Origin of the sequence: Streptomyces sp. NBC_01197 (assembly GCF_036010505.1) — a bacterium.
Lineage (GTDB): Bacteria > Actinomycetota > Actinomycetes > Streptomycetales > Streptomycetaceae > Streptomyces.
Genome location: NZ_CP108569.1, coordinates 4,069,484 through 4,093,868, shown reverse-complemented (window position 1 = coordinate 4,093,868; position 24,385 = coordinate 4,069,484). Strand labels below are relative to the sequence as shown.

The following is a 24,385-nucleotide window of genomic DNA, read 5'->3' as shown; positions in this document are numbered from 1 at the left end:
GACGTGATCGGCACCGACACGCGGTCCGCACGCCGCTAGCGTCAGCACAATGATCGTATGGCTCAACGGCACCCACGGCGCAGGCAAGACGACGACCAGTGCGCTCGTGCAGCGGCTCCTCCCGGATTCACGGGTGTTCGACGCCGAGAAGGTCGGCGAAACGCTCATGGACATCACACCGGGGCTTCCGTGGGCTGACAACTTCCAGCACTGGCCGCCATGGCGGCAGCTGGTCGTCGAGACCGCCTGGCGCGTACTCGACTACACCGGCGGCACCCTGGTGATGCCCATGACTGTCCTGGTCGAGCAGTACTGGCGCGAGATCAGCACGGGCCTCGCCCAACATGCCATTCCAGTACGGCACTTTGTCCTCCACGCCGACCAGGACACCCTGCGCGGGCGCATCGCAGGCGACACTGTTGTCGGCCCCAACTCCACGTTCCGCCTCCAGTACCTTGAGCCCTACGCCGAGGCGGCCCGCACATGGCTGCACAACGAGGCCGAGGTCGTCGACACCACGCACCTCACGCCCGCCCAGGCCGCCTTGCAGATCGCGAAGGCCGTCAAGAGTTGAGGGGCTTGGTGACGCCCGCGCCCTGCTCGCCGGCCCAGAAGGCAACTGCCCGCGGTCGAGCGGGAAAGGTGCCCGTCACCGTGCGCTTGTCCCGGCGGTTCAGTGAACAAATAATCGGTTGCCTGTCGGCGATGGTGGTGGATGCAATGTCCGGCATGGTCACCCAGGTGCGGCCGCCACGGTGAGACGCGATGGGATGAACGCGTACTACGGGGCCTTGACCGTCTGGGATCCGGACAAGTTGCCGCCGCATCGTCACACAGGAGACGCCAGCACATGAGTACCCCACCTTCCGACTTTGAGTCAGGGCCAACTGACGCCCCGGCCATCCGGATCGGCGTTCTCGTTCCGCTGACTCGGCCCGGCTGGGCCGAGGCAGGCCGGCACTTGCTCGCCGGACTGCAGCTGGGCGTTCGCGAAGTCAATGACGCCGGCGGGATCGCCGGAACGCCACTGGAACTGGTGGTCCGGGACACCGCGGCTGATCCGCAGAAGGCCGCGGCTGCCGTTGATGAGTTGGCTCGTCTGGGCGTGGCTGCCGTGGCCGGGGAGTATCACAGCGTCGTCGCTCGCGCCGCTGCCGCCAGGGCCGACGCCCTCTGCCTGCCGTTCCTCTGCTCGTCAGCGGTTCTCGACACGCTCACCGACCAGCCGACGGAATGGGTCGCACGCATCGCCCCTGCGCAGTCCCATGGCTGGCAGATCTACGCGGACTTCCTCCTCGGCGCGGGCCACAGCCGAATCGCCGTGGCAGCCCAGCCGAGCGTCTACTGGGCGTCCGGGACCCGCATTCTGCGGGACTACCTCGCTCCTCGCGGCGGCACCGTCACCGAACTCGACATGGGCGCGCTCACCCCCGCGGCCGTGTGCGACGCACTCGTCGACCAGCGCGCGACAGCCCTCCTCCTTCTGGTCGGCCACCCGGAGCCGGCCGTGTCGATCGTCAAGTCCGTCCGCCGCGACCAGCGCCTCGCCGGGGTCATGATCGGTGCTCCGGCCGGGCAACCGGAGTTCAACGAATGGGCGACGGCGCTGGGCGACGAGGGCGCCTCGATCCCGTTCCTGCGCTACCTGCCCGAGCGCGCCGGCCCACTCGGTGCACGCGTCGGTACGGCCCTCCGCGAACAGCTGGGCGAAGCGCCCTCCTTCGTCGCCTTCGAGGGCTACGACACGGTCGCCGTCCTCGCCGATGTACTGCGTTCGCACGGCGCGGACCGGGCACGAACTGCGGCAGACTGGCCGCGCGTCGCGATCGAAGGCACCCGCGGACAGATCCAGTTCTCCCGCCCGCCGGGCATCAGCGTGTGGCAGTGGGCTTGGGCGCCGGTCCAAGTCGTTGATCGAGATCCGGCGGAACCCGGTCGTTTCCGGGTCCTTCACTCCGGCTGAGAGAGGGCCGGGATACGGCCGACTTCTGCGGAGCGGAGGCCCGGGGGCGTACGCGTCGGGGGTACGGACGGGACTACGGCGTCACGCAAGCTTCTGCGAAGCCGAAGCCGAAGCCGAAGCCGAAGCCGAGGCCGGGGGCGGCGGCGGGGGCGAGGGCGAGGGCGGCTCCGGGACCGGGTCCACGAGAAGCGAAGCCGTAGCGCGCCGTGCGAGTGTCCACACGGCCAGCGCGGCGACGGCGTAAGCCGCGCCGAGCAGGCAGGACGCCCACCACCCCGCGGCGGTGTACGCCCATGTCGTAGTGGTGGCGCCGAGGGCGGAGCCGAGTGAGTAGAAGGCCATGTAGGCGCCGATGACGCTGCTGGAGCGTTCGGGGTGCGCGGCGGTGAGGAGGTGCTGATTGCTCACGTGCACGGCCTGGACCGCGAAGTCCAGCAGTACGACGCCCGTGATGAGCAGCCACAGGGTCGGTGTCGTCCGCGTGGTGAGCGCCCAGGACGCGGCCAGGAGCGCCAGCGACCAGCCGGTGACGGCCCGGGCACGCCCCGCGTCGGCCCAGGCGCCCGCGCGCGAGGCGGCCACGGCGCCGACGAGGCCGGCCAGACCGAACAGCCCGACGGCCGTCGTGCCGAAATGCCAGGGTGCGGCCCCCAACGGCAGAGCAAGCCCGCTCCACAGGGTGCCGAAGGACGCGAACAGGAAGAAAGCGATCAGCCCCCGGCTGAGGAAGAGCCGGTCGGTGACGACGAGACGCCCCGCGGTGGCGAGGGCGTCCCGGTAGCGGGCTCGCGCGGGTCGCGCGTCGGAGTACAGGGCCACCTGCGCGACCAGGGCGAGAGCGATGCAGAGGACGGCAAGTACGGCGTAGACGGCCCGCCAGCCGACGCTTTCACCCAGCACGCCCGCGAGCACGCGGACGGCGAGGATCCCGAGCACCACCCCCGAGGTGACCGTGCCGATGTTGCGGCCGCGCTCGCCTTCCGGTGAGGTGGCCGCGACGTAGGCCACCGTGATCTGCACAACCACCGCGAACAGGCCCGCGACCGCCAGGCCGACCCCGGCGACCACTCCGCTGGGTGCGAGAGACGTGATCGTCGCACCTGCGCCGGTGAGCATCAGATGCCCGACGATCAGCGTGCGCCGGTTGAGGACATCCCCGAGCGGCACCAGCAGCACGAGCCCAGCGAAATAACCGAGTTGGCCGACAGCGACCAGCCAACCCAGCGTTGACCCGGCCAGCCCGAGATCGCTGCCCGCAGCCTCCAGCACCGGCTGGATCGCGTAGATCGTGGACACCGCCACCGCGCACACCGACGCCAGGACGAAACGCTGACCGCTTGTGATCGTCGACGACATCTCTGCCCACCCCCATTGGCCGATCAGTCGACCTATTGATTGGTTGCGATGTGAAACCGTTTTGAGCGTAAGGCATAATGGTTTTGATCTGCAACCGATACCGGAGGAGTCCGATGACGGACGCGGTGCCAACCGATCAGAAGTGGACCGACCCGACGTGCCCGGTCGCGCGCACGGTCGACCTCGTGGGCGACCGGTGGAGCCTGCTCATCGTCCGTGACGCCATGGACGGCGCGACGTCGTTCACCGACTTCCTGAGCCGCCTCGGCGTCGCCCGCAACATCCTCAGCGACCGGCTACGGAAGCTCACCGCGCACGGCATCCTCGTTACGAGCGCGCCCCCGGGAGCCAAGCGGTACACGTACCAACTCAGCGACGCCGGGCGGGAATTGTTCACCGTCATTGTCGCGCTCAGGCAGTGGGGGGAAGACCACGCCTTCGCTCCCGGCGAGGACCACTCCGTTCTGACCGACCGCGACGGACGCGAAATGCCCCGCTTCCACGTTCTGGACCAGAAGGGGCGGCCCGTCACGGCAACGACTTCACACGTGCGCAAGGTCGGCGAGCGACACGGCGAGCTTGAGTTTTGACCTTTGCCGGTGTGGCACAACGCCCATCCCGGCTCATGGGACGCGGCCACTGCGGCCGACCGCTTCCCGCGGACCGGCGGGCCTCTAATGCTCTGCGTGCTGCCCCTTCGAGGGCTCGGGCTGCCGTATCCACGTGGCCAGTAGCCGAAGCGCCTCTTCGGAGCTGGTGCCTGCCTCGACGGTGTAGACACTCAGCCGCTGGTCTGGGTCGGCGGGCAGGGTGAGGGACTCGTAATTGAGGGTGAGCGGGCCGACGATCGGGTGGTGGAAGTGTTTGCTGCCATGCGTGTGCCGATACACGTTCTGGTCGGCCCACCAGGCGCAACCCGTCGAGCCGGACGACCAGGCGTCGACGGCGTCGGGCTGCGCCGTCAGCCGGAAGCCGTCCCGGTGCCTCTCGATCGCCCCGTACGGCAGTGCCTTCCGCAGCCCGGACACCAAGCGGTGCAGGGCGTTCGCCGCGTCGGCGGGCGGGCGCTCCCCCCAGACCCAGTCGACGAGCGACGGGCGCGCGGCTACGCCTTCGGCGCCTGGGAGATCCGCACCATGTTGCCGGAGGGGTCACGGAACGCGCAGTCGCGCGGCCCCCAGGGCTGGTCGATGGGCTCCTGGAGCACCTCCGCGCCGGACTCCAGCAACTTCTCGAAGGTCGCGTCGAGGTCGTCGGAGCAGAAGACGATGTTCGGCAGGACGCCCTTGGTGAGCAGTTCCTGCAGGGCGTCGCCGTCGGCCTGGGAGCGGCCGGCGTGCGGTTCCGAGATCACGATCTCAAGGCCGGGCTGAGAGGCGCTGCCAAGGGTGACCCAGCGGAAGTCGCCCGACGCGACGTCGTTGCGCACCTCAAGGCCGAGCGCGTCACGGTAGAAGGTGAGGGCCTCGTCCGGGTCGTTCACGGTGATGTGGCAGTACTGGAGCGCAATGGTCATGGGACCAACGCTAGATGGCGGCCGATGAGCCCGCTTCTTCAATCCTGCCCGATTCGGTTCCGGGCTGTGCGCCGCCGGGCCGTGCGTCGCCGGGCCGTACAGCGCCGTTCTGTGCGTCTGCCGTCCTTTTGCCGCCGGTCGGGGCGCCCCTGACCGGCCGGGTGCGCACCTTCGCCACGCACGGGGGCATCGCCGTGACGGCGCCATGCTCGCGGGCGCGGTACGCCGTCGGCGACTCCCCCACGAGTTCGCTGAACCGCGAACTAAACGAGCCGAGCGAACTGCAGCCGACCTCCATGCACGTGTCGGTCACACTCGTACCGCCGCGCAGCAGCGCCATCGCCCGCTCGATACGGCGGGTCATGAGATAGCTGTACGGCGTCTCGCCGTAGGTCGCCCGGAACTGTCGCGAGAAGTGTCCCGGTGACATGAGCGCGTGCCGGGCCATCGTCGGCACGTCGAGCGGACGCGCGTACTCCCGGTCGATCAGATCCCGTGCCCGGCGCAGCTGCACGAGGTGCTCGAGACCACGCGATTTCATGGGTTCCAGATTACCGCCAGGCACTGACAGACCCCCGGATGAACCAGCGGATGAACCGGCCGATGAACCGGCGGACGGCGCACTGAAACCTTTCTGACCTGCGCGAACTGACGTGACCGCCTCGGCTGCCGGTGTCAGCCCGCAGTGGCGCGGAACCGGAGCCGGTACTCCGTCGGTGTCGTGTCGAGCCGTCGGCGGAATGCCCTTACCAGGGTGTCCGTCGTACCGAAGCCGCACGTGGACACGATGCGATCGAGGGTCGCATCGGTGGATTCGAGCTGGTTGCGCGCCACCTCGACGCGGGCCGACTCTACGTAGGCGCTCGGGGTCATACCGAGTTCGGCCTTGAAGATCCGGGTGAGCTGCCGCTCGCCGACATGGGCGTACGCGGCGAGGTCCGCGACGGTGAGCCGCTCGCCGATGTTGCGCATGATGTGGTGGCGGATCTCTTCCACCCGCCGTGTCGTGGAGACCGGTTCGAGGGGCACGCTGAACTGGCTCTGCCCGCTCGGCCGCTTCAGATACATCACGAGCTGCCGGGCGACCCGCAGCGCCAGGGCCTCACCGAAATCGTCGGCGACCAGGGCGAGTGCCAGGTCAAGGCAGGCGCTGATTCCCGCGCCGGTCCATACGTCGCCCGCGCGGATGAAGATCGGGTCGGCGTCGACCTCGACACCCGGGTGATCGTCGGCCAGTTGCTGCGCGGTCGACCAGTGCGTGGTGGCGCGCTTGCCGTCGAGCAGTCCGGCGGCGGCGAGGAGATGCGCCCCGACACAGACGGACGTGACCCGCCGTGTCCTGGCGGCGAGCGTCCGCACCCAGCCGACCACGGCGTGATCGGTGAGGGCGTGGACACGGCGGTGGCTGTCGACTTCGACCGCCCCCGGGACCAGGAGGGTGTCGATGCTCCGCGTGGACACCTCGTGGAAGGTGATGTCGGGAAGTACGCGCACACCCGCCGATGTGGTGACAGGGTCCAGGGTCTCGGCCGCGAGGACGACCTCGTAACCCGTCGCGCCGTCCGTCTCCCGTTGTACGAGGGAGAACACCTCCGGTGGCCCGGTGATGTCGAGCAGGTCAACGCCCTCGAAGAGGACGATCACGACAAGTCGTTCGAGGACACTCATGGGGGTCTCCGCCCGGTCGGCCGGTCCGGCTCATGGAAGGCCACAGCGATGTCGACAGCGCTGGCGGCGGCTGGATCAGTGATGTCTGAATCAGTGATGACTGAATCGCTGGTGTCTGAATCGCCGATGTCTGGATCTGCATGTTAGACGACATTGCCGACACTCTCCGGCGGCCGTAGCGTTCTGGGCGCAGCTACCGAGCTGGGCGCGGCTCACCGAGCGCGCGACATCCGGCATGTGACACCTGAGGCGGTACTTCCATGGCTACGACGACTCTGCGCGAGCTGAACGGTTTCGACGAGACACCCGCGTCGCTCGCCGATGCGACCCTGATCCTTGTCGACTACCAGAACACCTACGTCGGTGGTGTGCTGGAGCTGACGGGCTGGCGGGCCGCGCTCGACTCCGCCGCCGCGCTGCTGGGGCGGGCCCGGGAGGCCGGTGCGAAGGTCATCCACGTCATCCACGACGGCGGTGCGGGCACCCCGTACGACATCCGGGCGGAGGCCGGCCGGATCCACCCCTCCGTGGCTCCGGTCGAGGGCGAGCCCGTCGTCGTCAAGAACGCCCCGAACGCCTTCGTCGGCACCGACCTGGGCGAGCACGTCGACGCCGCAGGCCACAAGGACGTCATCATCGCCGGGTTCATGACCCACATGTGCGTGACGTTCACCGCCGAGGGAGCCTTCCTGCGCGGAAACAGGCCCACCGTCGTCGCCGACGCCTGCGCGACCCGCCCGCTCCCCTCGGCAGGCACCGAGGGAGGCACCGAGGCAGGCACCCAAGCAGGCACCGAGCTGAGCGCGGAACAGATCCACCGCAGCGCGCTCGCGACGATCACCGACCTCTACGGCGTCGTCGTCACATCCGGGGATCTCTGAACCCTGAATCCCTCAAGGGCCCCGGGAGCCCCGGGAGCGCCTCGGCTAGGTGAGCGGCAGCCGGTACTGCCACCAGCGTTCGTTGATCCGCAGCTTGGCCGACTTGAGCGCCGCGCCCAGCACCTCGTCGTCCAGCTCGCGGACCCGGAAGGACTCCACCGAGGGGTGGTCCTCGCGGATCTGCTCGACGAAGTCCGCCACCAGGGAGCCCAGTTCGGGTGCGTCGACGCCGTGGTGGGCGACCCTTTCGATGTACACCTCGGGTCCCGCGACCACAGTGGCGATCCGGGCCGCCGTCCGTCCGTCGGCCGTCAGCAGTTCCAGGCCCTGCCACCCTGTGCCCCGGGGCGCCCGGCGGGTCCGTACGGCGGGCAGGCCGTCGGGGCGCTGCCAGCGGGCCAGCACCGAGACGCCCCACTTGCGGCCCAGCTCCCGGTGGATGGATGCCTCCAGCTCAGCCGCCGCGCGGGCATCCAGTTCCGCACCGGTGTCGCCCCGGTCCAGCCAGTCCAGCGCGCGGAAGCCGGCCGTGCGGGCCGCGTGGGCCGCCGCACGGAAGAGGGCGACCAGGACGGCTTCCTCGTCGCCGGTACCGTCGGGCTCGGCGACACTGCCGTGCACGATGCGCTCGCGCTCCCGGGAGACCAGCAGCCACTCGACGGTCGCCGCGTCCGGATCCTGGCCGGTGAACACGGGGGCCCACCCGAGCAGTGCGCCATCGCCCGAGCGGGCGGTCGCGACGCCCAGTGTCCCGGGGTGCGGGCGGCGGCTCCCACCGGGCGCCGGGGTACCGGCGGGCAGCCCCGCGCACAGCTCCTGCCACAACAGGTGCTCCGCCCGGGGCTCCCGGTCGAACTCCACCACGATGTCCAATGTCGTCCCCACTCACGCAGCCAAAACTCAGGCAGCCCGAACCCAGGCAGCCGAACTCACGCAGCCGGCCTCACGCGGCCAAACTCAACCCGCACAGCCAACAGGTGGCCGCCCGGCACCCGCAACCATCGGCGAAGACCGGCGGGCGGGTCACGGCATTCCCGCGCCCCTCCTCTGTTCGGCCGGCCTCTGCCGCCGCCTGCTCAACCATGGTCCTCAATATGCGCCATAGCTGCTTCCAGGGGTGCACCCGGCCCCGGCGAAGGAGCCGTGAGTCCGGCGGGGCAAGCCGTCCGGGTCAGCGCCACATACGGGCGGGCGGGTCCCCGACCCCCTCCCGCAGCTGCGCGAATCCCCGCTCCGCTGCGGTCACCGCGTCGGGGTACACCTGGTCGGCGCTCTCACCGGCCGCGATCCGCCGCCAGTTCTCCATGGCCAGAATCCGCTGGACGGCGACGATCTGCCCGGCGGCCAGCCGCGCCCCGAGCTCCGCCCCCTGCGCTCCTTCGTCCGCCGCCACATCCGCCGCCCCCACCAGGGCCTCCGTCAGCGCGTCCTCCGAGCGGCTGGTGTACGCGTAAATCCGGGCGACGAGTGCGGGCGTTCCGTACAGCAGCCGGTGGAAGGCCAGCACCTCATCCGCGTCGTTGAGCCCGGTCACCGGGTCGCGCCGGCCGAGGCCGTCGAGGAAGTGCAACCGCAGCGCGTCGAGTGGCGGCCGCCCGGCCGGCCGCCCCGCCACCACACCGGCCGCCTCCCGCTCGTGGTCGGCGAACCGGTGCAGGACCAGGTCCTCCTTGGCCGGGAAGTACCGGAAGAGCGTGGGCTTGGAGATCCCGGCCGCCGCCGCCACCTCCGCCACCGGCACCGCGTCGTACCCCTTCTGCAGGAAGAGCCGGATCGCGGCGTTGGAGATCGCCCAGTACGTCCGCTGCCGGTTGTGCTCGCGCAAGCCCATCTCGCCGCTCATGACGGATGAGCGTACGCAATGGACGGACCCGGCCTGATCCGGACGGAAGGCCCTACCGGCCCCACAGGATGTCCAGGACCGGCTCCCAGGTGTTGAGCACCAGGTCGGCGCCCGCCGAGGCGAGTTCATCGACGGCCGCGTCGTTCGTGGCGTAGCCGAGGAACGGCAGGCCGACCTCCTGGGCCGCCCGCAGGTCCGGCACCGAGTCGCCGATCACCAGCGTCGTCGCGCGGTCCGCGCCCAGCCCCGTCAGCGCCTGCTCCAGGGTGTGGGGGTGCGGCTTGAGCAGTCGAAGGTCCGTCGCAGCCCGGCCGTGGATGTGCTGCCCGAAGCACTCCGCGAGGCCCCGGCCCGTCACATACTCGCGTACCGCCCGGGACGAGTGGTTCGTGGTGACGGCCAGCCGGCCGCCGGTCGCAGTCCAGGTGCGGACGACGCCGTCCGCGTACATCGTGGGCCACGCCCCGGCGACGGCGCGCTGCTCGTGGCGCGTCAGCCACTCCTCCAGGTCGGCCACGAGATCGCTGCCCGGGTGGAGCGCCCCGACCGTACGCAGGATGTCGAGCGGAGCGGCGAGCCCGCCGAGGTCCGCTTCCGGGGCGAGAGCGGTGATCCCGCGCTCCTCCAGGAAGGTCCGCATCCCGTCGGAAGCGGCCCGCTCGGCGCTCGGGCCGAACAGCCGGCAGAGCGGGCCGTCGAAGCCGAACAGCACATAGCGTGTCGTGGTGATCCGGTCTCGGAGGTTCTCACGGATCACGGATACCGCCTGTTCGCTTCTCGTCGTGCCGTCCGGGTCAGCCGGGTTGGCTGCGCCGGCCGGAACAGCCGTGCCAGTCGTGTCAGTCGCCTCTGCAGTCATTCGGACAGGCTCCCCAGGTCCGGACCCTTCGCAGTCCTGACTGCATCGAACCACTTCTGCGGCTCTTCCACCACGTTCCGCTTTCTCCGCGGACTTCTCTGTGGTTCTCTCCGCGGATCTTTCTGCGGATCCTTCTGCGAACGCTGCTGTCCGTACGTCAAGACGCCGGTCTCCGCCGTACCGTTCCACATCCGGGGGACCTCCCTCTCGTTCCGCTGCCACACTGCGCAGGCCGCAGCGATCCGTTCCGTATCAGGCACCCTGCGCAACCCGAGCGGCCCCCGCGCGGCGGCGAGCAGGACGAGGATCCGCTCCGCGGTCGCCGTCAGCTCCGCCGGGCCCGCCCGGTGCGGCAGCGCCAGCGTCAGCCGGATCACATCGATGTAGACGGAGAGCAGCCGCTCGAAGTCCAGATAGACCCGCAGCGCGCCCCGGTGGCCGCTCAGCGCGCCGGGGCAGCTCACCGCTACCGCGGACCGCCACGCCCTGAGCGCGGACCTCCGCCGGCCGCCGGTGGCGTACCGCATCCGCCCGAGATGGGCGGCGATCTCGTAGACCGGGTCGCCGTAGAGCGCCAACTCCCAGTCGATCAGCGAGAGTTCCTGGCCGGGTCCGACGATCAGGTTCCCGGCGTGGGCGTCCGTGTGCAGCAGCGTGAACGGCCGCTCACTCAGCCCCGCCGCCCGCTCCCGCAGCCTCCCTAGCGCACCGTCCGCCACCCCGAGAGCGGCGAAGAGCTCCTGATGGGCCCGGCTGCTGCGGCCCTTGACCTCGGACTCGGTGAAGTCGACGAGCGTACGCAGAAACCCGGCGCAGTCCCCGTCCGCCGGCCAGCCGCCGGGCAGCGGCGGCAACGCGTCGAACGGGACGGCGGCCGTCTGCCGGAAGAGCGTCTCCAGTTGCGCCGCGTAACCGCGCCCTTGGCGAAGCCCGGCCCCGCCCCGACCGGAGAGCGGCACGCCCTGCGCGAAGGAGTGCACGGTGAAGCCCGGCCGGTCGGCGAGCACCCGCGGACTGCCGTCCACCCGCCCCGCAATGGCGCGCAGCAGTTCGCCCTCCGGCCAGATCCGCAGATTGAACTGGACCGCTTCGGGGATGGGCGCGCGCACCTTCACCGGCGTACCGGCGGGGAGCGACACCGCGTCGGCGAGCTCGGGCGGCAGCCCCACCCGGTAGTTCCGGTGGTAGTAGCCGCTGAGGGGCTCCCCCTCAGCGGCGGCTCGGTACAGCAGGTCCCAGCTGTCGGCCGTGCGGCCGGAGGCGCCGCGGGCTACATCAGGCATGCGGCTCCTGCGCTCTCGTGACCGGAAGCTCGCCGGCGGTCCGTCCCTGGCCGCTGCCCACCTTCATACCCAAGGCTACGGATAGCCTCAAACCCCCGGAGGCAAAAGGGAGTTGCAGCAACGGCCGCGCCCCGGTCGTCGCCCTTACCGGCAGCCACCGCCCGGCTACTCCCCGACCGCCTCCGTCATGGCGGCCAGGCCCGTCACGAAGCACTCCGCGCCCGCGTCCCTGAGCCGCAGCAGCTTCGCGGCCCCGGTGCCGTACCCCACGAACGGGACGCCGGTCGAGGCGGCGGCGAGAGCGTCGGCGGGCGAGTCCCCGATCATCAGCCCGTCGGCGGCAGCCGTACCGGTCTCCGCCAGCAGCCGCTCCAGACAGTACGGATGCGGTTTCATCAGCCGCGGGTCGTCGTGCCGCCCGACGACCGCACCGAAGTACCCCTCGATTCCGTGCAGTTCCAGATAGGCGCGGGCGGCGGCCTCGCTGTTGTTGGTCGCGATGACCAGCTGCTTGCCGGCCGCCAGCAGCCTTTCCATCAGGTCGAACGCGCCGGGCGTGGGCTCCGCGGTGGCCGCCGCCTCCGTCTCCAGCTCCTCCAGCCGCTTGCGCAGGGCGGAGACCAGCCCGTCCGGGTCGCTGGGGAAGGCGTCGTGCGCCCGCCGGAGCACCGCGAGGGGATCGTGCGGCTCGTCGGGTTCCGACCAGTGCGGCAGCCGTACGGCGGCCATGGCGCGCAGTTCGGCGGCGATCGCGGGGGCACGCAGCCCGGCGAAGAGCCCGCAGACCGGCCCGTCGAAGTCCCAGAGGACCAGCGAGGCCCGGGAGAGCAGCGCCCGCAGCCCTGGAACGGATGTGGGATCAAGGGCGGAAGTGGAAGTGGAGGTGGCATCGGAGGAAGGCAGCACGTCAGTCGCCGAAATCCGCATCTTGGGCCAACTGGTCCCAGTAGGAGTCGAAGAATTTCTGCGCCGCTTCCACCTTCAGTGCCTGTCCGGGCTTGGTGTACGGGAAGAGCGTCGCGCCCACACCGAGCGAGTCGAGGATGGTGACCTCCACGCCGTCGATGGGCTCAGGTGTCCACTGCTCCAGGGTGTAGTAGCCCTCCAGCAGCTGGTCCTTGTTCAGCAGGTACAACTTCAGCGGCGGGGTGAAGGGCACGGTCCGGATCTGCACCGAGACCTCGGGGACCAGTCCCTGGTGGCGCAGTCGCAGCAGCGAGTGGCGCAGCGACCTGGCGTGGTTGATCACCATGTTGCGGTGGCGCTTGCGCGGCCGGTCGTCGTCGGGGTCCTCGACCCCCCGCGGGAAGGCGAGCCGCATCCCGGTGATGTCGGGGAGCATCAGCCGTAGCGCGATGCTCTGCGGCCGGATCTCGCCGTCGCTGATCCGGGCGACCTGCGCGCCGAGGTGCTGGGCCATCGTCTCGGAGGTCAGCGAGAGCACGTCCATCGTGATCTCGTCGGCCTCGAAGGCGGCCCGCAGCCTGGGCTGGAGGGTGACCTGCGCGGGCTGCGCGGACGGTACGGAGTGTGCGGCGGACGCCGGAGCGGAGCCGCCGGTCACGGTCGCGGGGCGGCCCCGGCTGGACGAGATCAGCCCCTCGGCCCTGAGTACTTCGAGTGCCCGGCCGACTGTCTCACGCGAAACGCCGTAGGTGGCCTGGAGTTCGCGCTGCGAGGGCAGTTGGCGGCCCGCCCGGTGGACTCCGTCGGCGATCTCGGTCCGCAGGTCGTCCGCGATGACCTGGAACTTCCTGCCGTCTGTGCTGCCTGCGTCACGTATGGCCACCACCCCACCGTACAACTACCGGGCACCTCGGCGTAATTGACAGGACCAAACAGGCAGGGTCACTTTTCCAGCCAACCAACCAGGCCAGTCACCGGACAAGTTTACGGACATGTAACCAGCGGGCATACCAGCGTCAGGCCAACCAGGCCAACTTGTCTGGTACTTGACTGCAAGAACCTCTCCCCGGGGCATACGAGCCGATACAACGGTGTGCAGGCAACTGGTGCTCCCCACCATCCCGAAGGAGGGAACCCCATGCCTACCGCAGCTCTTCTGGTCGCAGGACTCGGATACATCATCGAGCAGACCGTTCAGTCCGCGTTCGGAATCGCAGGTCTCGTCGGATTCGGCATGCTCACCGTCGGCGTGAAGGCAGGCAGCGTCCCGTGCAGTTGTCTGGGCGCCTTCATGCTCTTCGTCCAGGTGAAAGCACTGATCGGCTGAGGCCGGACGAGAATCGCCAGTGTCGCGGTACCCTGCCGCGAACTAGAAGCCGTCCGGGCACCACGGCCGGACCGCCGTACGGAACAGCGCCTCGGTGACGGCGACCGCACCAGCCGTCTCCTCCGAGATCCGGCCCAGCGCGGCGAGCCGGACCGCCGAGGCATCACCCAGATACAGGGCTCCCAACTCCCCCACGTCCAGCGTCACATCGGCCGCTTGGGAGGTCGGCGCACACACCGCTCCGTCGGGCGATGCGTCCAGCCGGTAGCGGCCCGCCGAGAGCCCGTCGTGGTCCCGGACCTCCAGTACCAGGATGCCGGACGCCTCGTACGTACGGGCTTCCAGCGCCCGTACGACATCGAGCAGCCGGATCCACAGGAAGTCCGCCTGCTGGGTGATCCGGGCCGCACGCGGGTCGGGCAGCAGCGACGGCAGCAGATCGTCCGGGCCCCGGTGCCCGGCCTTCACCGTGGTGACCCAGTCGACCGAGCAGAGAAAGTGCCACAGGGCGCGCTCGGCGGCCGGGGAAACGGCGATCAGGTCCGTCACGTCCGCGGTGTTGAGCGGCTGCTTGGCATCGCCCCAGTGGTCGTCGGCGGTGTACACGAGCAGGCCGTCGATCTCGCCCCGGGGCGAGCGGTAGACCGCGTAGAAGGGCTCGGTCCACGGGTGGCCCGGCACCTGCTCCAGGCCGGTCCTGACAGCCCACCAGCGCTCGTTTCTGCTGGTCGCGCCCGGCTGCGACTGCCGGAAGCGGGCGTGCAGTTCGGGGCCGAGCTCCCGTACGTCCGCGCCGTCGACCAAGTCGATCCGGCCGGCTCCGCCGCAAAGGTCCTTGTCACGGGCGGAGGCGGAGCGAAGCGGAGCGCACTCCGGGCGGGACCAGCGCGGGTCGAGTCCGGCGCGTGGCACGTCGACCGTCCAGTCGGTCGCCCAGGCGGCCGGGCCGAAGCCGAAGCGGCCGTAGATCGGGTACTCGGCGGCGATCAGCGTGGCCAGCGCCTCCCCGCGCTCCTTCGCCGCCGCCAGGTCCACCGCCATCATCCGGCTGAGCAGCCCGCGCCTGCGGTGCGTCGGAGTGACCGTGACGTTGGTGACCGCGTCCGACGGGAGCGAGGCCCCGCCGACGACGGTGATCTCCTGCGCGAAGGACCGGAAGGTCCCCACACAGCGTCCGCGGTCGAACGCCCCCTGGGTGCGCGCCAGGTCAATGTTCGGACGGCGGCTGCGCGCCTCCTCGTCGGAGACCACCGGCGGCCGGAGGAAGCCGGTGTGACAGGCGCGGAGCCAGTCGCGGTATTCGGACTCGGAGACCGTGTGGACGTCAACTGCCATGGTGGCCACGGTAAGTACCCATCCCTCGGACTGTCGCGCGATTTTCGGACCGGCGTCCGTGAACCACGTCCTGTTGAACCGCCGCCGCAGGCCAGCTGCTTCAGACCGCCGCGCGGATCTCGCCGACCTTCGCGGTGCCGCCGAGCAGCGGCGCGTCCGCCAGCCTGGCCAGCACCGGGCTCTCCACACCCATCCGCTCCAGAGTCCGCGCCAGCACCGGACCGAGCACCCGGGTCGCACCGTCGTCGACCTTGAAGGCGAGCGCCCGGCCGTCGGGGAGCGCCAGCGCCTGGACCGCCTCCGCGCCCATCTTGGAGAGCGCGCCCGGCAGCGCCCGCATCACCCAGGTGTCGGGCCTGCGGGTCCCGGCGACGTACTCGGGGTGGGCGCGCATCGCGTCCGCGACCCGGCGCTCCGGCGACCCCTCCGGGGCCAGCACGAACGTACGGAACGCACGGGCCAGGCCCACCAGGCTGATCGCCATCAGCGGCGCCCCGCACCCGTCCGTACCGACCGAGACCACCGGCTCGCCCGCCGCCTCCTCGATCACCGTCAGCACCAGCCGCTGGAGCGGGTGGGAGGGGTCGAGGTAGGAGTCGGAGGGCCAGCCGTTCAGCGCGCAGACGGCCAGCATCGCGGTGTGCTTGCCCGAGCAGTTCATGGCGACGCGCGCACGCTCGTGGCCCGCGGCGAGATATCCCTCGGCCTCGACCGGGTCCAGCGGCAGATCGGCGGGGCACTGGAGATCGCTCTCCTGCAGCCCGTACTCACCGAGCATCTTCTGCACGAGCGCCCGCTGGAACTCCTCGCCCGAGTGGCTCGCCGAGGCCAGCGCCAGCCGCTCGCCCGAGAGGTCGAGCCCGGCCCGCAGTATGGCGGCCGCCTGCATCGGCTTGTTGCTGGAGCGCGGGAAGACGGGCAGCGACGGGTCGCCGAGCGCGTAGTCGATGCTCCCGTCGGCCGCGAGCACCACCAGCGAGCCCCGGTGCCGGCCTTCCACGAAGCCGGAGCGTACGACCTCGGCGAGGACCGGGGATACAGGGGCGGTGGTGCTGGCGGTCATCGTCGGCCTTCCGGGAACGGGGCCGCTCACCGGAAGGATCGTCTCAGGTGAGCAGGTCGTCTACTTGCGCTTCGCCCTCACGGTACCTGCGGGCGATCTCCGCGCTGCAATCGTCGGCGGTGCGCTGGAGGTGCTGGCGGCGGCTGGATACCTGCTGTTCGTAGCGGACGAGGCGCCCCATTCCGTTGTGCAGCTCTTCGTCCGTACGGGCGCAGAGATCGGAGAGTTCGACCTCGGCGAGCATGTCGGCGGCCAGCTTGCTGTTCTCGGCGCTGCGCGGCGTCGAGAGCGTCACATGGCGGGCGGACGAACGGTGCGAGGAGGGCACGTCGGCCAGGATCTCGGAGAGCCGCTCGACGACCGGGGACTCCGGGCCCGTGCGCCGGGACAGCTCGGCGCGGAGGATGTCGATCCGCCCGTGCAGCATCCGGCGTACGTAGCTGAGGTCGGCCTCGTCCCGCTGGGCGTCCCTGCGCAGCGTGCGCAGTTCGGGCAGGCGCAGCCCGCCGATGTCGTGCTCGGTGGCCGCCGGGAGCGCGGCGCCCGAACGCTGCGCGGGTGCTCGTGTCACGGAGCTGATCCGGGTCATGGATACGGGACCGGGCGACTGCCCGGCGCCAGATGTACTCATATGCGTATTCCGTCCCCTCGACCGGTGCGGTGCACCGCCTCTCGTGCATGGTGCCACTCCAGGTGGTGCCACTGCCGACTCTCCGCGCCCGTTCGGCCCCGGATAGGTTGGACCGTATGCGTGCAGTGGTGCAGAGGGTGGACGGCGCGAGCGTCGTCGTGGCTGGTGAGACCGTGGGTGAGATCACCGGCGAGGGGTTGTGCGTCCTTGTGGGGGTCACTCATGAGGACACAACGGAAAAAGCGGCGCAGCTAGCCCGAAAGGTCTGGTCGCTCCGGATCCTGTCTGGTGAAAAGTCGTGTTCGGACGTGAATGCACCTTTGCTGGTGATTTCACAGTTCACCCTGTACGGAGACGCGCGGAAGGGCCGCCGGCCCACCTGGAACGGGGCCGCTCCCGGCGAGCTGGCCGAGCCGCTCGTGGACGAGGTGGTGGCTCAGCTGCGCGCCCTCGGCGCGACGGTCGGAACGGGCCGGTTCGGCGCGAGTATGCGTGTCTCGCTGACGAACGACGGCCCGTTCACGGTCCTGCTGGAGATCTGAGCCGACGGGAGATCCGAGCCGGACTGGGGGCAGCCCCTACGGCTCCACGACCACTTCCTGGGCGGCCGCGGTGTCCCCCGCCAGCAGCTCCGCGTCCACCGGCACATTGCGCTTCACCAGCGCCAGCGCGATCGGCCCCAGTTCGTGGTGGCGGGCCGACGAGGTGACGAAGCCCAGCTGGCGGCCCTCGGCGCCGTCCGACGCGAGCCGGACCGGCGTACCGTGCCCCGGCAGCAGCACCTCGCTGCCGTCCAGATGCAGGAAGACCAGCCGCCGCGGCGGCTTCCCCAGGTTGTGGACACGGGCGACCGTCTCCTGGCCCCGGTAGCAGCCCTTCTCCAGGTGGACCGCGCTGCCGATCAGCCCCAGCTCGTGCGGGATGGTCCGGTGGTCGGTCTCCAGACCGACCCGCGGCCGGTGCGCCTCGATGCGCAGCGCCTCGTACGCGAGGAGCCCGGCGACCGGACCGTGCTCGGCCGCGTACGCCTCCAGCTGCTCCCGGGGCAGGAAGAGGTCACGGCCGTGCGCCGTCTCCCGTACGACCACGCCGTCCGGCACTCCGGCGATCGAACCGGCCGGCAGATGCACGACCGCGATGTCATCGGTGCGGTCGGCGATCTCGGCCCGGTAGTAGAACTTCATGCTCTCCAGGTACGCGATCAACTCCTGCTGCGTGCCCGGCTCGACATGCGCCCACACCGTCTCGCCGTCGTCCACGAGGTAGAGGGCGTGCTCGATGTGGCCGTTGGCCGAGAGGATCAGCGCCTCGGTGGCCACACCTCGCGGGAGCTCGCTGACGTGCTGGGTGAGCAGCAGATGCAGCCAGCTCAGCCGGTCGGGGCCGGTGACCGTGATGACGCCGCGGTGGGAGAGGTCCACGAGACCGGTACCGTCCGACAGCGCACGCTGTTCGCGGAACAGGTCCCCGTAGTGGGCGGCGACACCTTCGTCCCGGCCTTCGGCGGGGACGGCACCGGGCAGTGACAACAGCGGGCTCTTCATGTCCGCAAGCGTACGACCCGCCGCCGTGCGGCTACGAACCGCCGCCGGAAGCCGGGGCAGACGTTGCCTGCCGCGGCACTACGAATCGCCGGGAACCGGGGGCCGGCCGGCCTTGGCCGCGCACTTCCGGCACTGCCCGAAGATGGCGAAGTGCTTCATGTCCGTCTCGAAGCCGAACGCCTCGCGGAGCTGCCCGGTGAAGTCCGCGGCCACACTGATGTCGGCCTCGATGACGTCCGTGCAGTCCCGGCAGACCAGATGGATGTGGTGGTGCCGGTCGGCGAGGTGGTACGTGGGGGCGCCGTGCCCGAGATGGGCGTGGCTCACCAGGCCCAGCTCCTCAAGCAGCTCCAGGGTGCGGTAGACCGTGGAGATGTTCACGCCGCCCGCCGTCTTCCGCACCTCGGTGAGGATGTCGTCGGGCGTCGCGTGCTCCAGCGCGTCCACGGCCTCCAGCACGAGCTGTCGCTGCGGGGTCAGCCGGTACCCGCGGCTGCGGAGGTCGCTCTGCCAGTCAGTGGTCACCACGCCTCCAGTGTAGGAGCGGCCTCCGCCAAGGCCTACGTGAAGCGGCGACCTACTTGAAGAAGGCGATTCCGTCGTCAGGAAGGTCCTTCAGATCCTTCGCCCACTCGCTGGGGTCGACGGACTTCTTCAGATGCGCGGACATGTAGGGCCGCAGCTCGACTTCCGGGGTGGCCTTCTCGCCCACCCACATCAGATCGCTGTTCACATAGCCGTAGAGCCGCTTCCCGCCGCTGTACGGGCCGGACGCCGCTGTCCGCGCGACCGCGTCCGTCACCAGGTCGATCTGTGGCTTCTGGTCGGCCAGCTCGCCGTACCAGATCTCGACGACGCCCTGGTCGCGGACCATCACGACCTCGACCTTGCGGTGCTCGTCGACGCGCCAGTACCCGGACTCGGACTCCAGCGGCCTGACCTTCGTGCCCTCGGAGTCCAGCACCCAGGTGTGCGAGGTGTACTCAAGGAAGTCGCGGCCGTCGTGGGTGAAGGCGACTTCCTGGCCGAAGTTGCACTTCTCCTCACCGGGGAAGTCCGCGACACCCGCCCCCGTCCAGTTGCCGAGGAGGAAGACCAGCGGGACGAGGGTCGGATGGAGGTCCGACGGAATCTCGATCATGAGGGCTCAGACGATCTGTGAGAGGGGTTCGGGCTACCGGCTGCCGGCTGCCAGCGGTCAGCGCTGGCCCTGGTAGAGCTTCTTCACCGAAAGACCGGCGAAGGCGATGACGCCGACACAGACCAGGATCAGCAGAGCGATGAAAATGGCGTCAAGCACGAGGTGCTCCTTGTATGAGCGAGTGCACGGTATGCGCGACCGCACGGACGACGGCGGCCGCGTGATCGTGAAAAGCAGGAAGGGCCGGGTCCCAGCCTAATGGGTGGGGGCCCGGCCCTCACTGCGAGGTGCGGGCCCGGCTCTCCGTGAGGTGTGGCGGCGGCTCCGCGAGGTGCGGCGGCGGCCGGCGCCCACACTCCGGCCATTACAGTTCGGCCATGGCGCAGAAGAAGCTAGTGATCAAGGTGACTGCGGGATCCGACGCCCCCGAGCGGTGCTCCCAGGCCTTTACTGTGGCGGCCATCGCCGTGGCCAGCGGGGTGGAGGTCTCCCTCTGGCTCACCGGTGAGTCTTCGTGGTTCGCCCTGCCGGGCCGGGCCGCCGAGTTCGAGCTGCCGCACGCGGCGCCGCTGCCGGATCTGATCGACTCGATCCGGTCGGGCGGACAGATCACCGTCTGCACGCAGTGCGCGGCCCGCCGCGACATCACGGAGCAGGACGTGCTGGAGGGCGTACGGATCGCGGGCGCCCAGCTCTTCGTACAGGAAGCGATGGCCGACGGCGTCCAGGCGCTCGTCTACTGAGACTGCGAGCTGTCCGCCAGGGCCTAACGGCGCCGCTTCTTCCCGTCCAGCTCGTCCCACCACTCGTCGGACATGCGGTCCCCCGAAGGCGGCAGGTCCGTGTGCTTGTCCGCGTGCTTGTCGGTGCGCTTGCCCGTTTGCCTCTCCGATTGCTTGTCGGTGGACCCGCTGGCGGGTGGCGGCTCGTCCCACCAGCGGTCATCGGGACCGCGCCGGTTGCCGACGATCGCCGCGACCGGTGGGATGACCATCGCCACGAAACACATACCGATGGCGGCAGGCACCGACCAGAGACGTACGAAGGCCCAGGCGGATACGAAGAGCAGCAGACAGCCGCCCATCAACAGGAAATAGCCGCGCCGACGTCGCGAGTACATGCATCCAGCGTAAGACCGACCGGCAACTCCCCGCCCCCTGGCGGCGCTCGGCGACTTCCCGGCCCCGGACGGCGCGAAGGGCCGCACCCGGTCCAAGTGGCGTCCAACCCCCTGGGGTGCGGCCCTCCGGCCGGATCAGGTCCTGCCCGTCAGACAGCGATCGCGATCTCCGCGAGGCCGCCGGTCTGCGCGACGACCGTACGGTCTGCCGTGCCGCCCGGGACGAGGGCGCGCAGCGTCCACGTGCCCTCTGCCGCGTAGAAACGGAACTGTCCGGTGGCCGAGGTGGGGACCTCGGCGGTGAACTCGCCGGTCGAGTCCAGCAGGCGCACATAACCGGTGACGGGCTCGCCGTCACGGGTCACGCTGCCCTGGATCGTGGTCTCGCCGGGCTTGATCGTCGAGGCGTCCGGGCCGCCGGCCTTCGCTCCGCACATGCTGTTCTCCTGAGGGTCCTGAGAGGCTGATGAAGGTCGGTACTACTTGTTGGCGCCGAGCTCGATCGGCACGCCGACCAGCGAGCCGTACTCGGTCCACGAGCCGTCGTAGTTCTTGACGTTCTCCTGACCGAGCAGCTCGTGCAGCACGAACCAGGTCAGCGCGGAGCGCTCGCCGATGCGGCAGTACGCGATGGTGTCCTTGGCCAGGTCGACCTGCTCGTCCTCGTAGAGGGCCTTCAGCTCGTCGTCCGACTTGAAGGTGCCGTCGTCGTTGGCGTTCTTCGACCACGGGATGTTGCGGGCGCTCGGCACGTGGCCGGGGCGCTGCGACTGCTCCTGCGGGAGGTGCGCCGGGGCGAGCAGCTTGCCGCTGAACTCGTCGGGCGACCGGACGTCGACCAGGTTCTTGCTGTTGATCGCGGCCACCACGTCATCGCGGTAGGCACGGATCGACTCGTCCTGCGGCTTGGCCTTGTACGTGGTGGCCGGGCGGGACGGTACGGCGTCGACCAGGTCGCGGGAGTCGAGCTCCCACTTCTTGCGGCCGCCGTCGAGCAGCCGGACGTCGCTGTGGCCGTAGAGCTTGAAGTACCAGAAGGCGTACGAGGCGAACCAGTTGTTGTTGCCGCCGTACAGCACGACGGTCGTGTCGTTGCCGATGCCCTTCTCCGACAGCAGCTTCTCGAAGCCGGCCTGGTCGATGAAGTCACGGCGGACCGGGTCCTGGAGGTCCTTGGTCCAGTCGATCCGGATCGCGTTCCTGATGTGGTTCTTCTCGTACGCAGAGGTGTCCTCGTCCACCTCGACGATGGCGACCTGCGGGTCCTCGATGTGGGCCTCGACCCAGTCTGCGTCTACCAGAACGTCGCTGCGGCTCATGCGGAATCTCCTCCGGGGATGGGAATCCCCTGCTCCTGCGGAGCGTGGGGACGTGCGGCGGGATGGGGCGAAGGTGACGGGCGTACGGATCCACGGAGGCCGGGAGAGAGCGCATCCGGCACCGCGGGGGGTGGCCCCGACAGACGGTCGGGGGACCCGGGGGATACGGGAGGCGGAGCTCCCGCTCAGAAGACGCGACAGAGCATGGCGGCGACGCGGCACAGGTCGACTGCCCGCCGCTTCGTGAGATCCGCCTGCTGCTTCATGGGGTCGATCGTAGGGAAGTACGGGCGGAGATGTCACCGTCGTTTCGCACACTGAGACGCGATCGTCCACAATGCGGGACGAAGGGTCGATGACGCGTGTACGGCCGGGGATGCCCACGGCTCCGTACCTGCCCACCATCTACGGAGCGGACTCCTCCGTCTCACTATCCGGTCGCTCGGAGCCTCTCGGCCGCCCTCCTACTGTCCGGCCAGCGCGACGTTCGTACCCGTGACGCCGATGTCGACGCCCTCCGCTGTGGCCCGCAGCTCGCTGAGTTTCAGCCCGGCGGGCAGCCCGCCGACCGTGCTCTCGAAGTCCGTCTGCTGCCGGACCAGGCCCTCCAGGCCGGGGATGCCCTCGCCGGGCACGGTGTCCGCGTGCACCTTGATCCGGTTCGTCCCGACCATCGTCACCGACGACGTCACGCTGCGGCTGACCGTGCGCCCCAGGATGGCGACCGAGCCGGTGACCTTGACCTTGCCGTTCCCCGCGTACGCGACCTTGGCGCCGGAGTCGGACGCCTTGGTGAGGTCCGCGTACGAGATGTGCGCGCTGCCGCTGGCGCGCGCGGCCACCGCGCTGCTGAAGTCGCTGGAGACCGTGACGTCGTGCAGTTCGGCCCGCACCTCGGTGATCCGCAGGTGGCGGCCGGACGCGTTCGCCTCGACGCCCTTGAGCGTGACGTCGACCCGGCCGAGCTTCTTGTCGAGGACCTGGGTCAGGAACGGGAAGCCCTTGATGTCGACGTCGGGGGAGGCCGAGAGGCCCTCGCTGCTGCGTATTCGGTCCGCCGCCTTGTTGTCCGCGAAATGCACCGCGATCCGGTCGGCGAGGACGAAGAGCCCGCCCAGCACCACGACGACGATGAGCAGTGTCCGCAGTGCTCGCATGGCCGGTCGTCCCTCTGCTCGTACCCGAGTCCTGATCCGTGCCGGTGGCACGGACCCGAGCCTAACGGGGCGATCAGCCCACCAGCCGGCCGATCAGATAGATCGCCGGTGCGGCGGCGGAGAGCGGCAGGGCCACTCCGGCCGTCATGTGGACGAACCGGGAGGGGTAGTCGTAGCTCGCGACGCGCAGTCCGATCAGGGCGCAGCAGCCGGCCGCGAACCCGAGCAGAGCGCCCTGGAGCCCGAGACCGGTGGCACCGCCCGCCAGGGCCCCGGCAGCAGCAGCCGCGACCAGGGCGGCGACGAGCCCGGCGGGGCCCGGCAGCGGGAGCGCGCGGACGACGGCGGCGACCGCCACCGCCGTACAGCCGACCGTCACCGCGTCCGTCGACGCCGCGAGGATTCCCGTCGCGACGATGGTGAGCGCGGAGGAGGCGATGGTCGCCATCAGCCCGGCCATCCGCTCGTCGGCCGGTGCGTGGCTGCGCAGCTGGAGCACGAGCGTGAGCAGCATCCAGACACCGAGCGTGCCGATGATCGCGGCGGGCCCGTGGTCCGCGCCCGCGACGAGCAGCGCGATGTCCGCGACGACACCGCCGAGGAAGGCGAGCGCGATGCCCTGCCGGGCGGGCCACATGCCGTTCAGCCGGAACCAGCCTGCGGCGGTGACGGCCTGGAGCACCAGCAGCGGCACGACCACGGCGTACCGACCGCCGAACGCGGCTGCGGCGAGCACGATCCCGAGCCCGGCCGTCAGCGCGGCGGGCTGCATCCCCGGGGCGATGACCGGCGACCGCCCCTCCGCGCGGGCCCGCTGCGCGTCGGTGACCCGCGGCTGTCCGACGGTGCTGGGGGCGCTGTACGCGGGGCCGTCGGCGGGCGCACCGGCCGCGGCGGACACGGGCCGCACGGCGTAGGGCGCGGGGGCGGGGGCGGGCGTCTCCGGCGGAAGGGGGAGCGACTGCGGCGGGAAGTAGGTGGATTCGGGGGCGGTGTACGGCTGCTGGGGCTGCGGCTGCTGCTGCGCGTCGTGCTGCTGGGGCCCGTCGGGCTGCGGGGAGCCGTGGGGCTGCTGGTGTGCCTGGTTCTGCTGGGCCCCGTAGGACTGCTGGGCCCCGTGGGGCTGCTGAGGCGCTTGGTTCTGCCGAGGCGCCTGGTGCTGCTGATACGGCTGGCTCTGCTGGTACGGAGCCTGCTGAGCGTAAGAGTCCTGCGGGCCCTGCTGGTACGGCGCCTGCTGCTGGGCGTACGGGTTCTGCGCAGCCTCCTGCTGGTACGGGGCCGGCGGTGGCTGGATGTAGGAGTCCCAGGTCTGCCCGTCCCAGGTCTGGTCGAACTGAACATCCGGGTGCGGATCCTGGTACCCGTTCGCGTCCTGGTACCCATGCGGATCCTGGTAGAACCGCGGGTCGGGCTGCTGCTGCGGCGGCTGCGGCTGCTGCTGCCCGTACGGATATCGCTGATCACTCATTG

Annotated in this window: 30 protein-coding genes; 7 read left to right on the top strand and 23 right to left on the bottom strand. The window is 70.3% G+C overall.

Going from position 1 to position 24,385, the window contains the following annotated elements:
• The first annotated feature begins 49 nt into the window (after positions 1-49).
• Positions 50-574, top strand: coding sequence for an ATP-binding protein (locus tag OG452_RS18720; protein WP_327296716.1), 525 nt, complete (start codon positions 50-52; stop codon positions 572-574).
• 276 nt (positions 575-850) lie between these two features.
• The gene (locus OG452_RS18715) at positions 851-1,963 is read left to right on the top strand and encodes an ABC transporter substrate-binding protein (protein ID WP_327296715.1); all 1,113 of its coding nucleotides are present in this window, start codon (positions 851-853) and stop codon (positions 1,961-1,963) included.
• An 81-nt stretch (positions 1,964-2,044) separates the two neighbouring features.
• On the opposite strand, the gene OG452_RS18710 is transcribed toward OG452_RS18715, so the two are convergent.
• A complete protein-coding gene (locus tag OG452_RS18710; protein WP_327296714.1) occupies positions 2,045-3,319 on the bottom strand; it encodes an MFS transporter in 1,275 nt (424 codons plus the stop codon).
• Between the two features lie 113 nt (positions 3,320-3,432).
• On the opposite strand from OG452_RS18710, the gene OG452_RS18705 reads away from it, so the two are divergent.
• Positions 3,433-3,909, top strand: a complete 477-nt coding sequence (locus OG452_RS18705) for a winged helix-turn-helix transcriptional regulator (protein WP_327296713.1) — start codon at positions 3,433-3,435, stop codon at positions 3,907-3,909.
• Between the two features lie 84 nt (positions 3,910-3,993).
• Here OG452_RS18705 and OG452_RS18700 read toward each other — a convergent pair whose 3' ends face one another.
• From OG452_RS18700 to OG452_RS18685, 4 genes are all read right to left on the bottom strand, one after another.
• On the bottom strand, positions 3,994-4,347 hold the full coding sequence (locus OG452_RS18700; protein WP_327299687.1) for an MmyB family transcriptional regulator: 354 nt from the start codon (positions 4,345-4,347) through the stop codon (positions 3,994-3,996).
• A 77-nt stretch (positions 4,348-4,424) separates the two neighbouring features.
• Positions 4,425-4,835 carry a VOC family protein gene (locus OG452_RS18695; RefSeq protein WP_327296712.1) on the bottom strand — a complete coding sequence of 137 codons (411 nt, stop codon included), beginning with the start codon at positions 4,833-4,835 and terminating at the stop codon, positions 4,425-4,427.
• 10 nt (positions 4,836-4,845) lie between these two features.
• Complete coding sequence (locus OG452_RS18690) at positions 4,846-5,376, bottom strand: helix-turn-helix transcriptional regulator (protein ID WP_327296711.1); 531 nt, start codon at positions 5,374-5,376, stop codon at positions 4,846-4,848.
• Between the two features lie 134 nt (positions 5,377-5,510).
• Positions 5,511-6,503, bottom strand: coding sequence for a GlxA family transcriptional regulator (locus OG452_RS18685; RefSeq protein ID WP_327296710.1), 993 nt, complete (start codon positions 6,501-6,503; stop codon positions 5,511-5,513).
• A 260-nt stretch (positions 6,504-6,763) separates the two neighbouring features.
• On the opposite strand from OG452_RS18685, the gene OG452_RS18680 reads away from it, so the two are divergent.
• Entirely contained in the window at positions 6,764-7,384 is a 621-nt protein-coding gene (locus OG452_RS18680; protein WP_327296709.1) for a cysteine hydrolase family protein, read from the top strand.
• Positions 7,385-7,429: 45 nt separating this feature from the next.
• Here the strand turns inward: OG452_RS18680 and OG452_RS18675 are convergent, their stop codons facing one another.
• The 6 genes from OG452_RS18675 to OG452_RS18650 form a co-directional block, all read right to left on the bottom strand.
• Positions 7,430-8,269, bottom strand: coding sequence for a hypothetical protein (locus OG452_RS18675; protein ID WP_327296708.1), 840 nt, complete (start codon positions 8,267-8,269; stop codon positions 7,430-7,432).
• A gap of 286 nt (positions 8,270-8,555) precedes the next feature.
• Positions 8,556-9,227 carry a TetR/AcrR family transcriptional regulator gene (locus tag OG452_RS18670; RefSeq protein ID WP_327296707.1) on the bottom strand — a complete coding sequence of 224 codons (672 nt, stop codon included), beginning with the start codon at positions 9,225-9,227 and terminating at the stop codon, positions 8,556-8,558.
• A 52-nt stretch (positions 9,228-9,279) separates the two neighbouring features.
• Positions 9,280-9,984: an HAD family hydrolase gene (locus OG452_RS18665; protein WP_327296706.1), complete on the bottom strand. Its 705-nt coding sequence runs from the start codon at positions 9,982-9,984 to the stop codon at positions 9,280-9,282.
• Between the two features lie 98 nt (positions 9,985-10,082).
• Positions 10,083-11,369, bottom strand: coding sequence for a phosphotransferase (locus OG452_RS18660; protein WP_327296705.1), 1,287 nt, complete (start codon positions 11,367-11,369; stop codon positions 10,083-10,085).
• Between the two features lie 165 nt (positions 11,370-11,534).
• Entirely contained in the window at positions 11,535-12,275 is a 741-nt protein-coding gene (locus OG452_RS18655; protein WP_327296704.1) for an HAD family hydrolase, read from the bottom strand.
• A gap of 1 nt (position 12,276) precedes the next feature.
• Positions 12,277-13,158 carry a winged helix-turn-helix domain-containing protein gene (locus OG452_RS18650; RefSeq protein WP_327296703.1) on the bottom strand — a complete coding sequence of 294 codons (882 nt, stop codon included), beginning with the start codon at positions 13,156-13,158 and terminating at the stop codon, positions 12,277-12,279.
• 255 nt (positions 13,159-13,413) lie between these two features.
• Between OG452_RS18650 and OG452_RS18645 the strand changes: the two genes are divergently transcribed.
• Positions 13,414-13,602 carry a hypothetical protein gene (locus OG452_RS18645; RefSeq protein WP_327296702.1) on the top strand — a complete coding sequence of 63 codons (189 nt, stop codon included), beginning with the start codon at positions 13,414-13,416 and terminating at the stop codon, positions 13,600-13,602.
• Between the two features lie 42 nt (positions 13,603-13,644).
• Here the strand turns inward: OG452_RS18645 and OG452_RS18640 are convergent, their stop codons facing one another.
• From OG452_RS18640 to OG452_RS18630, 3 genes are all read right to left on the bottom strand, one after another.
• Entirely contained in the window at positions 13,645-14,937 is a 1,293-nt protein-coding gene (locus OG452_RS18640) for a GNAT family N-acetyltransferase (RefSeq protein ID WP_327296701.1), read from the bottom strand.
• Positions 14,938-15,037: 100 nt separating this feature from the next.
• Positions 15,038-16,000 (bottom strand): asparaginase, encoded by a 963-nt coding sequence (locus tag OG452_RS18635; RefSeq protein ID WP_327296700.1) that lies wholly within the window; start codon positions 15,998-16,000, stop codon positions 15,038-15,040.
• Positions 16,001-16,043: 43 nt separating this feature from the next.
• The gene (locus OG452_RS18630; protein WP_327296699.1) at positions 16,044-16,631 is read right to left on the bottom strand and encodes an RsiG family protein; all 588 of its coding nucleotides are present in this window, start codon (positions 16,629-16,631) and stop codon (positions 16,044-16,046) included.
• 116 nt (positions 16,632-16,747) lie between these two features.
• Here OG452_RS18630 and dtd point away from each other — a divergent pair, with 116 nt between their 5' ends.
• A complete protein-coding gene (gene dtd, locus OG452_RS18625) occupies positions 16,748-17,173 on the top strand; it encodes a D-aminoacyl-tRNA deacylase (protein ID WP_327296698.1) in 426 nt (141 codons plus the stop codon).
• Positions 17,174-17,209: 36 nt separating this feature from the next.
• Here dtd and ygfZ read toward each other — a convergent pair whose 3' ends face one another.
• The 3 genes from ygfZ to OG452_RS18610 form a co-directional block, all read right to left on the bottom strand.
• Positions 17,210-18,175: a CAF17-like 4Fe-4S cluster assembly/insertion protein YgfZ gene (gene ygfZ, locus OG452_RS18620; protein WP_327296697.1), complete on the bottom strand. Its 966-nt coding sequence runs from the start codon at positions 18,173-18,175 to the stop codon at positions 17,210-17,212.
• Positions 18,176-18,253: 78 nt separating this feature from the next.
• Positions 18,254-18,703 (bottom strand): Fur family transcriptional regulator, encoded by a 450-nt coding sequence (locus OG452_RS18615; protein WP_327296696.1) that lies wholly within the window; start codon positions 18,701-18,703, stop codon positions 18,254-18,256.
• Between the two features lie 49 nt (positions 18,704-18,752).
• Entirely contained in the window at positions 18,753-19,316 is a 564-nt protein-coding gene (locus OG452_RS18610; protein WP_327296695.1) for an FABP family protein, read from the bottom strand.
• A 377-nt stretch (positions 19,317-19,693) separates the two neighbouring features.
• Between OG452_RS18610 and OG452_RS18605 the strand changes: the two genes are divergently transcribed.
• Complete coding sequence (locus OG452_RS18605) at positions 19,694-20,059, top strand: DsrE family protein (protein WP_327296694.1); 366 nt, start codon at positions 19,694-19,696, stop codon at positions 20,057-20,059.
• A gap of 23 nt (positions 20,060-20,082) precedes the next feature.
• Here the strand turns inward: OG452_RS18605 and OG452_RS18600 are convergent, their stop codons facing one another.
• The 6 genes from OG452_RS18600 to OG452_RS18580 all read right to left on the bottom strand — a co-directional run bounded on the left by OG452_RS18600 (position 20,083) and on the right by OG452_RS18580 (position 24,383).
• Positions 20,083-20,436, bottom strand: a complete 354-nt coding sequence (locus tag OG452_RS18600) for a DUF3099 domain-containing protein (protein ID WP_327296693.1) — start codon at positions 20,434-20,436, stop codon at positions 20,083-20,085.
• Positions 20,437-20,585: 149 nt separating this feature from the next.
• Entirely contained in the window at positions 20,586-20,873 is a 288-nt protein-coding gene (locus OG452_RS18595; protein ID WP_164259678.1) for a DUF1416 domain-containing protein, read from the bottom strand.
• 42 nt (positions 20,874-20,915) lie between these two features.
• Positions 20,916-21,755 (bottom strand): sulfurtransferase, encoded by an 840-nt coding sequence (locus OG452_RS18590; protein WP_327296692.1) that lies wholly within the window; start codon positions 21,753-21,755, stop codon positions 20,916-20,918.
• Between the two features lie 185 nt (positions 21,756-21,940).
• A complete protein-coding gene (locus OG452_RS35455) occupies positions 21,941-22,021 on the bottom strand; it encodes an Ms5788A family Cys-rich leader peptide (RefSeq protein ID WP_442810158.1) in 81 nt (26 codons plus the stop codon).
• A gap of 198 nt (positions 22,022-22,219) precedes the next feature.
• The gene (locus OG452_RS18585) at positions 22,220-22,912 is read right to left on the bottom strand and encodes an LmeA family phospholipid-binding protein (RefSeq protein WP_327296691.1); all 693 of its coding nucleotides are present in this window, start codon (positions 22,910-22,912) and stop codon (positions 22,220-22,222) included.
• Between the two features lie 73 nt (positions 22,913-22,985).
• Positions 22,986-24,383 (bottom strand): hypothetical protein, encoded by a 1,398-nt coding sequence (locus OG452_RS18580; RefSeq protein WP_327296690.1) that lies wholly within the window; start codon positions 24,381-24,383, stop codon positions 22,986-22,988.
• Positions 24,384-24,385 lie beyond the last annotated feature (2 nt).

Bases quoted from the DNA above. Each gene is read 5' to 3' on its own strand.
- OG452_RS18720 (WP_327296716.1), top strand. From the start codon at position 50: ATGATCGTATGGCTCAACGGCACCCACGGCGCAGGCAAGACGACGACC.
- OG452_RS18715 (WP_327296715.1), top strand. From the start codon at position 851: ATGAGTACCCCACCTTCCGACTTTGAGTCAGGGCCAACTGACGCCCCG.
- OG452_RS18710 (WP_327296714.1), bottom strand. From the start codon at position 3,319: ATGTCGTCGACGATCACAAGCGGTCAGCGTTTCGTCCTGGCGTCGGTG.
- OG452_RS18705 (WP_327296713.1), top strand. From the start codon at position 3,433: ATGACGGACGCGGTGCCAACCGATCAGAAGTGGACCGACCCGACGTGC.
- OG452_RS18695 (WP_327296712.1), bottom strand. From the start codon at position 4,835: ATGACCATTGCGCTCCAGTACTGCCACATCACCGTGAACGACCCGGAC.
- OG452_RS18690 (WP_327296711.1), bottom strand. From the start codon at position 5,376: ATGAAATCGCGTGGTCTCGAGCACCTCGTGCAGCTGCGCCGGGCACGG.
- OG452_RS18685 (WP_327296710.1), bottom strand. From the start codon at position 6,503: ATGAGTGTCCTCGAACGACTTGTCGTGATCGTCCTCTTCGAGGGCGTT.
- OG452_RS18680 (WP_327296709.1), top strand. From the start codon at position 6,764: ATGGCTACGACGACTCTGCGCGAGCTGAACGGTTTCGACGAGACACCC.
- OG452_RS18670 (WP_327296707.1), bottom strand. From the start codon at position 9,227: ATGAGCGGCGAGATGGGCTTGCGCGAGCACAACCGGCAGCGGACGTAC.
- OG452_RS18660 (WP_327296705.1), bottom strand. From the start codon at position 11,369: ATGCCTGATGTAGCCCGCGGCGCCTCCGGCCGCACGGCCGACAGCTGG.
- OG452_RS18645 (WP_327296702.1), top strand. From the start codon at position 13,414: ATGCCTACCGCAGCTCTTCTGGTCGCAGGACTCGGATACATCATCGAG.
- OG452_RS18640 (WP_327296701.1), bottom strand. From the start codon at position 14,937: ATGGCAGTTGACGTCCACACGGTCTCCGAGTCCGAATACCGCGACTGG.
- OG452_RS18635 (WP_327296700.1), bottom strand. From the start codon at position 16,000: ATGACCGCCAGCACCACCGCCCCTGTATCCCCGGTCCTCGCCGAGGTC.
- OG452_RS18630 (WP_327296699.1), bottom strand. From the start codon at position 16,631: ATGAGTACATCTGGCGCCGGGCAGTCGCCCGGTCCCGTATCCATGACC.
- dtd (WP_327296698.1), top strand. From the start codon at position 16,748: ATGCGTGCAGTGGTGCAGAGGGTGGACGGCGCGAGCGTCGTCGTGGCT.
- ygfZ (WP_327296697.1), bottom strand. From the start codon at position 18,175: ATGAAGAGCCCGCTGTTGTCACTGCCCGGTGCCGTCCCCGCCGAAGGC.
- OG452_RS18610 (WP_327296695.1), bottom strand. From the start codon at position 19,316: ATGATCGAGATTCCGTCGGACCTCCATCCGACCCTCGTCCCGCTGGTC.
- OG452_RS18605 (WP_327296694.1), top strand. From the start codon at position 19,694: ATGGCGCAGAAGAAGCTAGTGATCAAGGTGACTGCGGGATCCGACGCC.
- OG452_RS18600 (WP_327296693.1), bottom strand. From the start codon at position 20,436: ATGTACTCGCGACGTCGGCGCGGCTATTTCCTGTTGATGGGCGGCTGT.
- OG452_RS18595 (WP_164259678.1), bottom strand. From the start codon at position 20,873: ATGTGCGGAGCGAAGGCCGGCGGCCCGGACGCCTCGACGATCAAGCCC.
- OG452_RS18590 (WP_327296692.1), bottom strand. From the start codon at position 21,755: ATGAGCCGCAGCGACGTTCTGGTAGACGCAGACTGGGTCGAGGCCCAC.
- OG452_RS35455 (WP_442810158.1), bottom strand. From the start codon at position 22,021: ATGAAGCAGCAGGCGGATCTCACGAAGCGGCGGGCAGTCGACCTGTGC.
- OG452_RS18585 (WP_327296691.1), bottom strand. From the start codon at position 22,912: ATGCGAGCACTGCGGACACTGCTCATCGTCGTCGTGGTGCTGGGCGGG.
- OG452_RS18580 (WP_327296690.1), bottom strand. From the start codon at position 24,383: ATGAGTGATCAGCGATATCCGTACGGGCAGCAGCAGCCGCAGCCGCCG.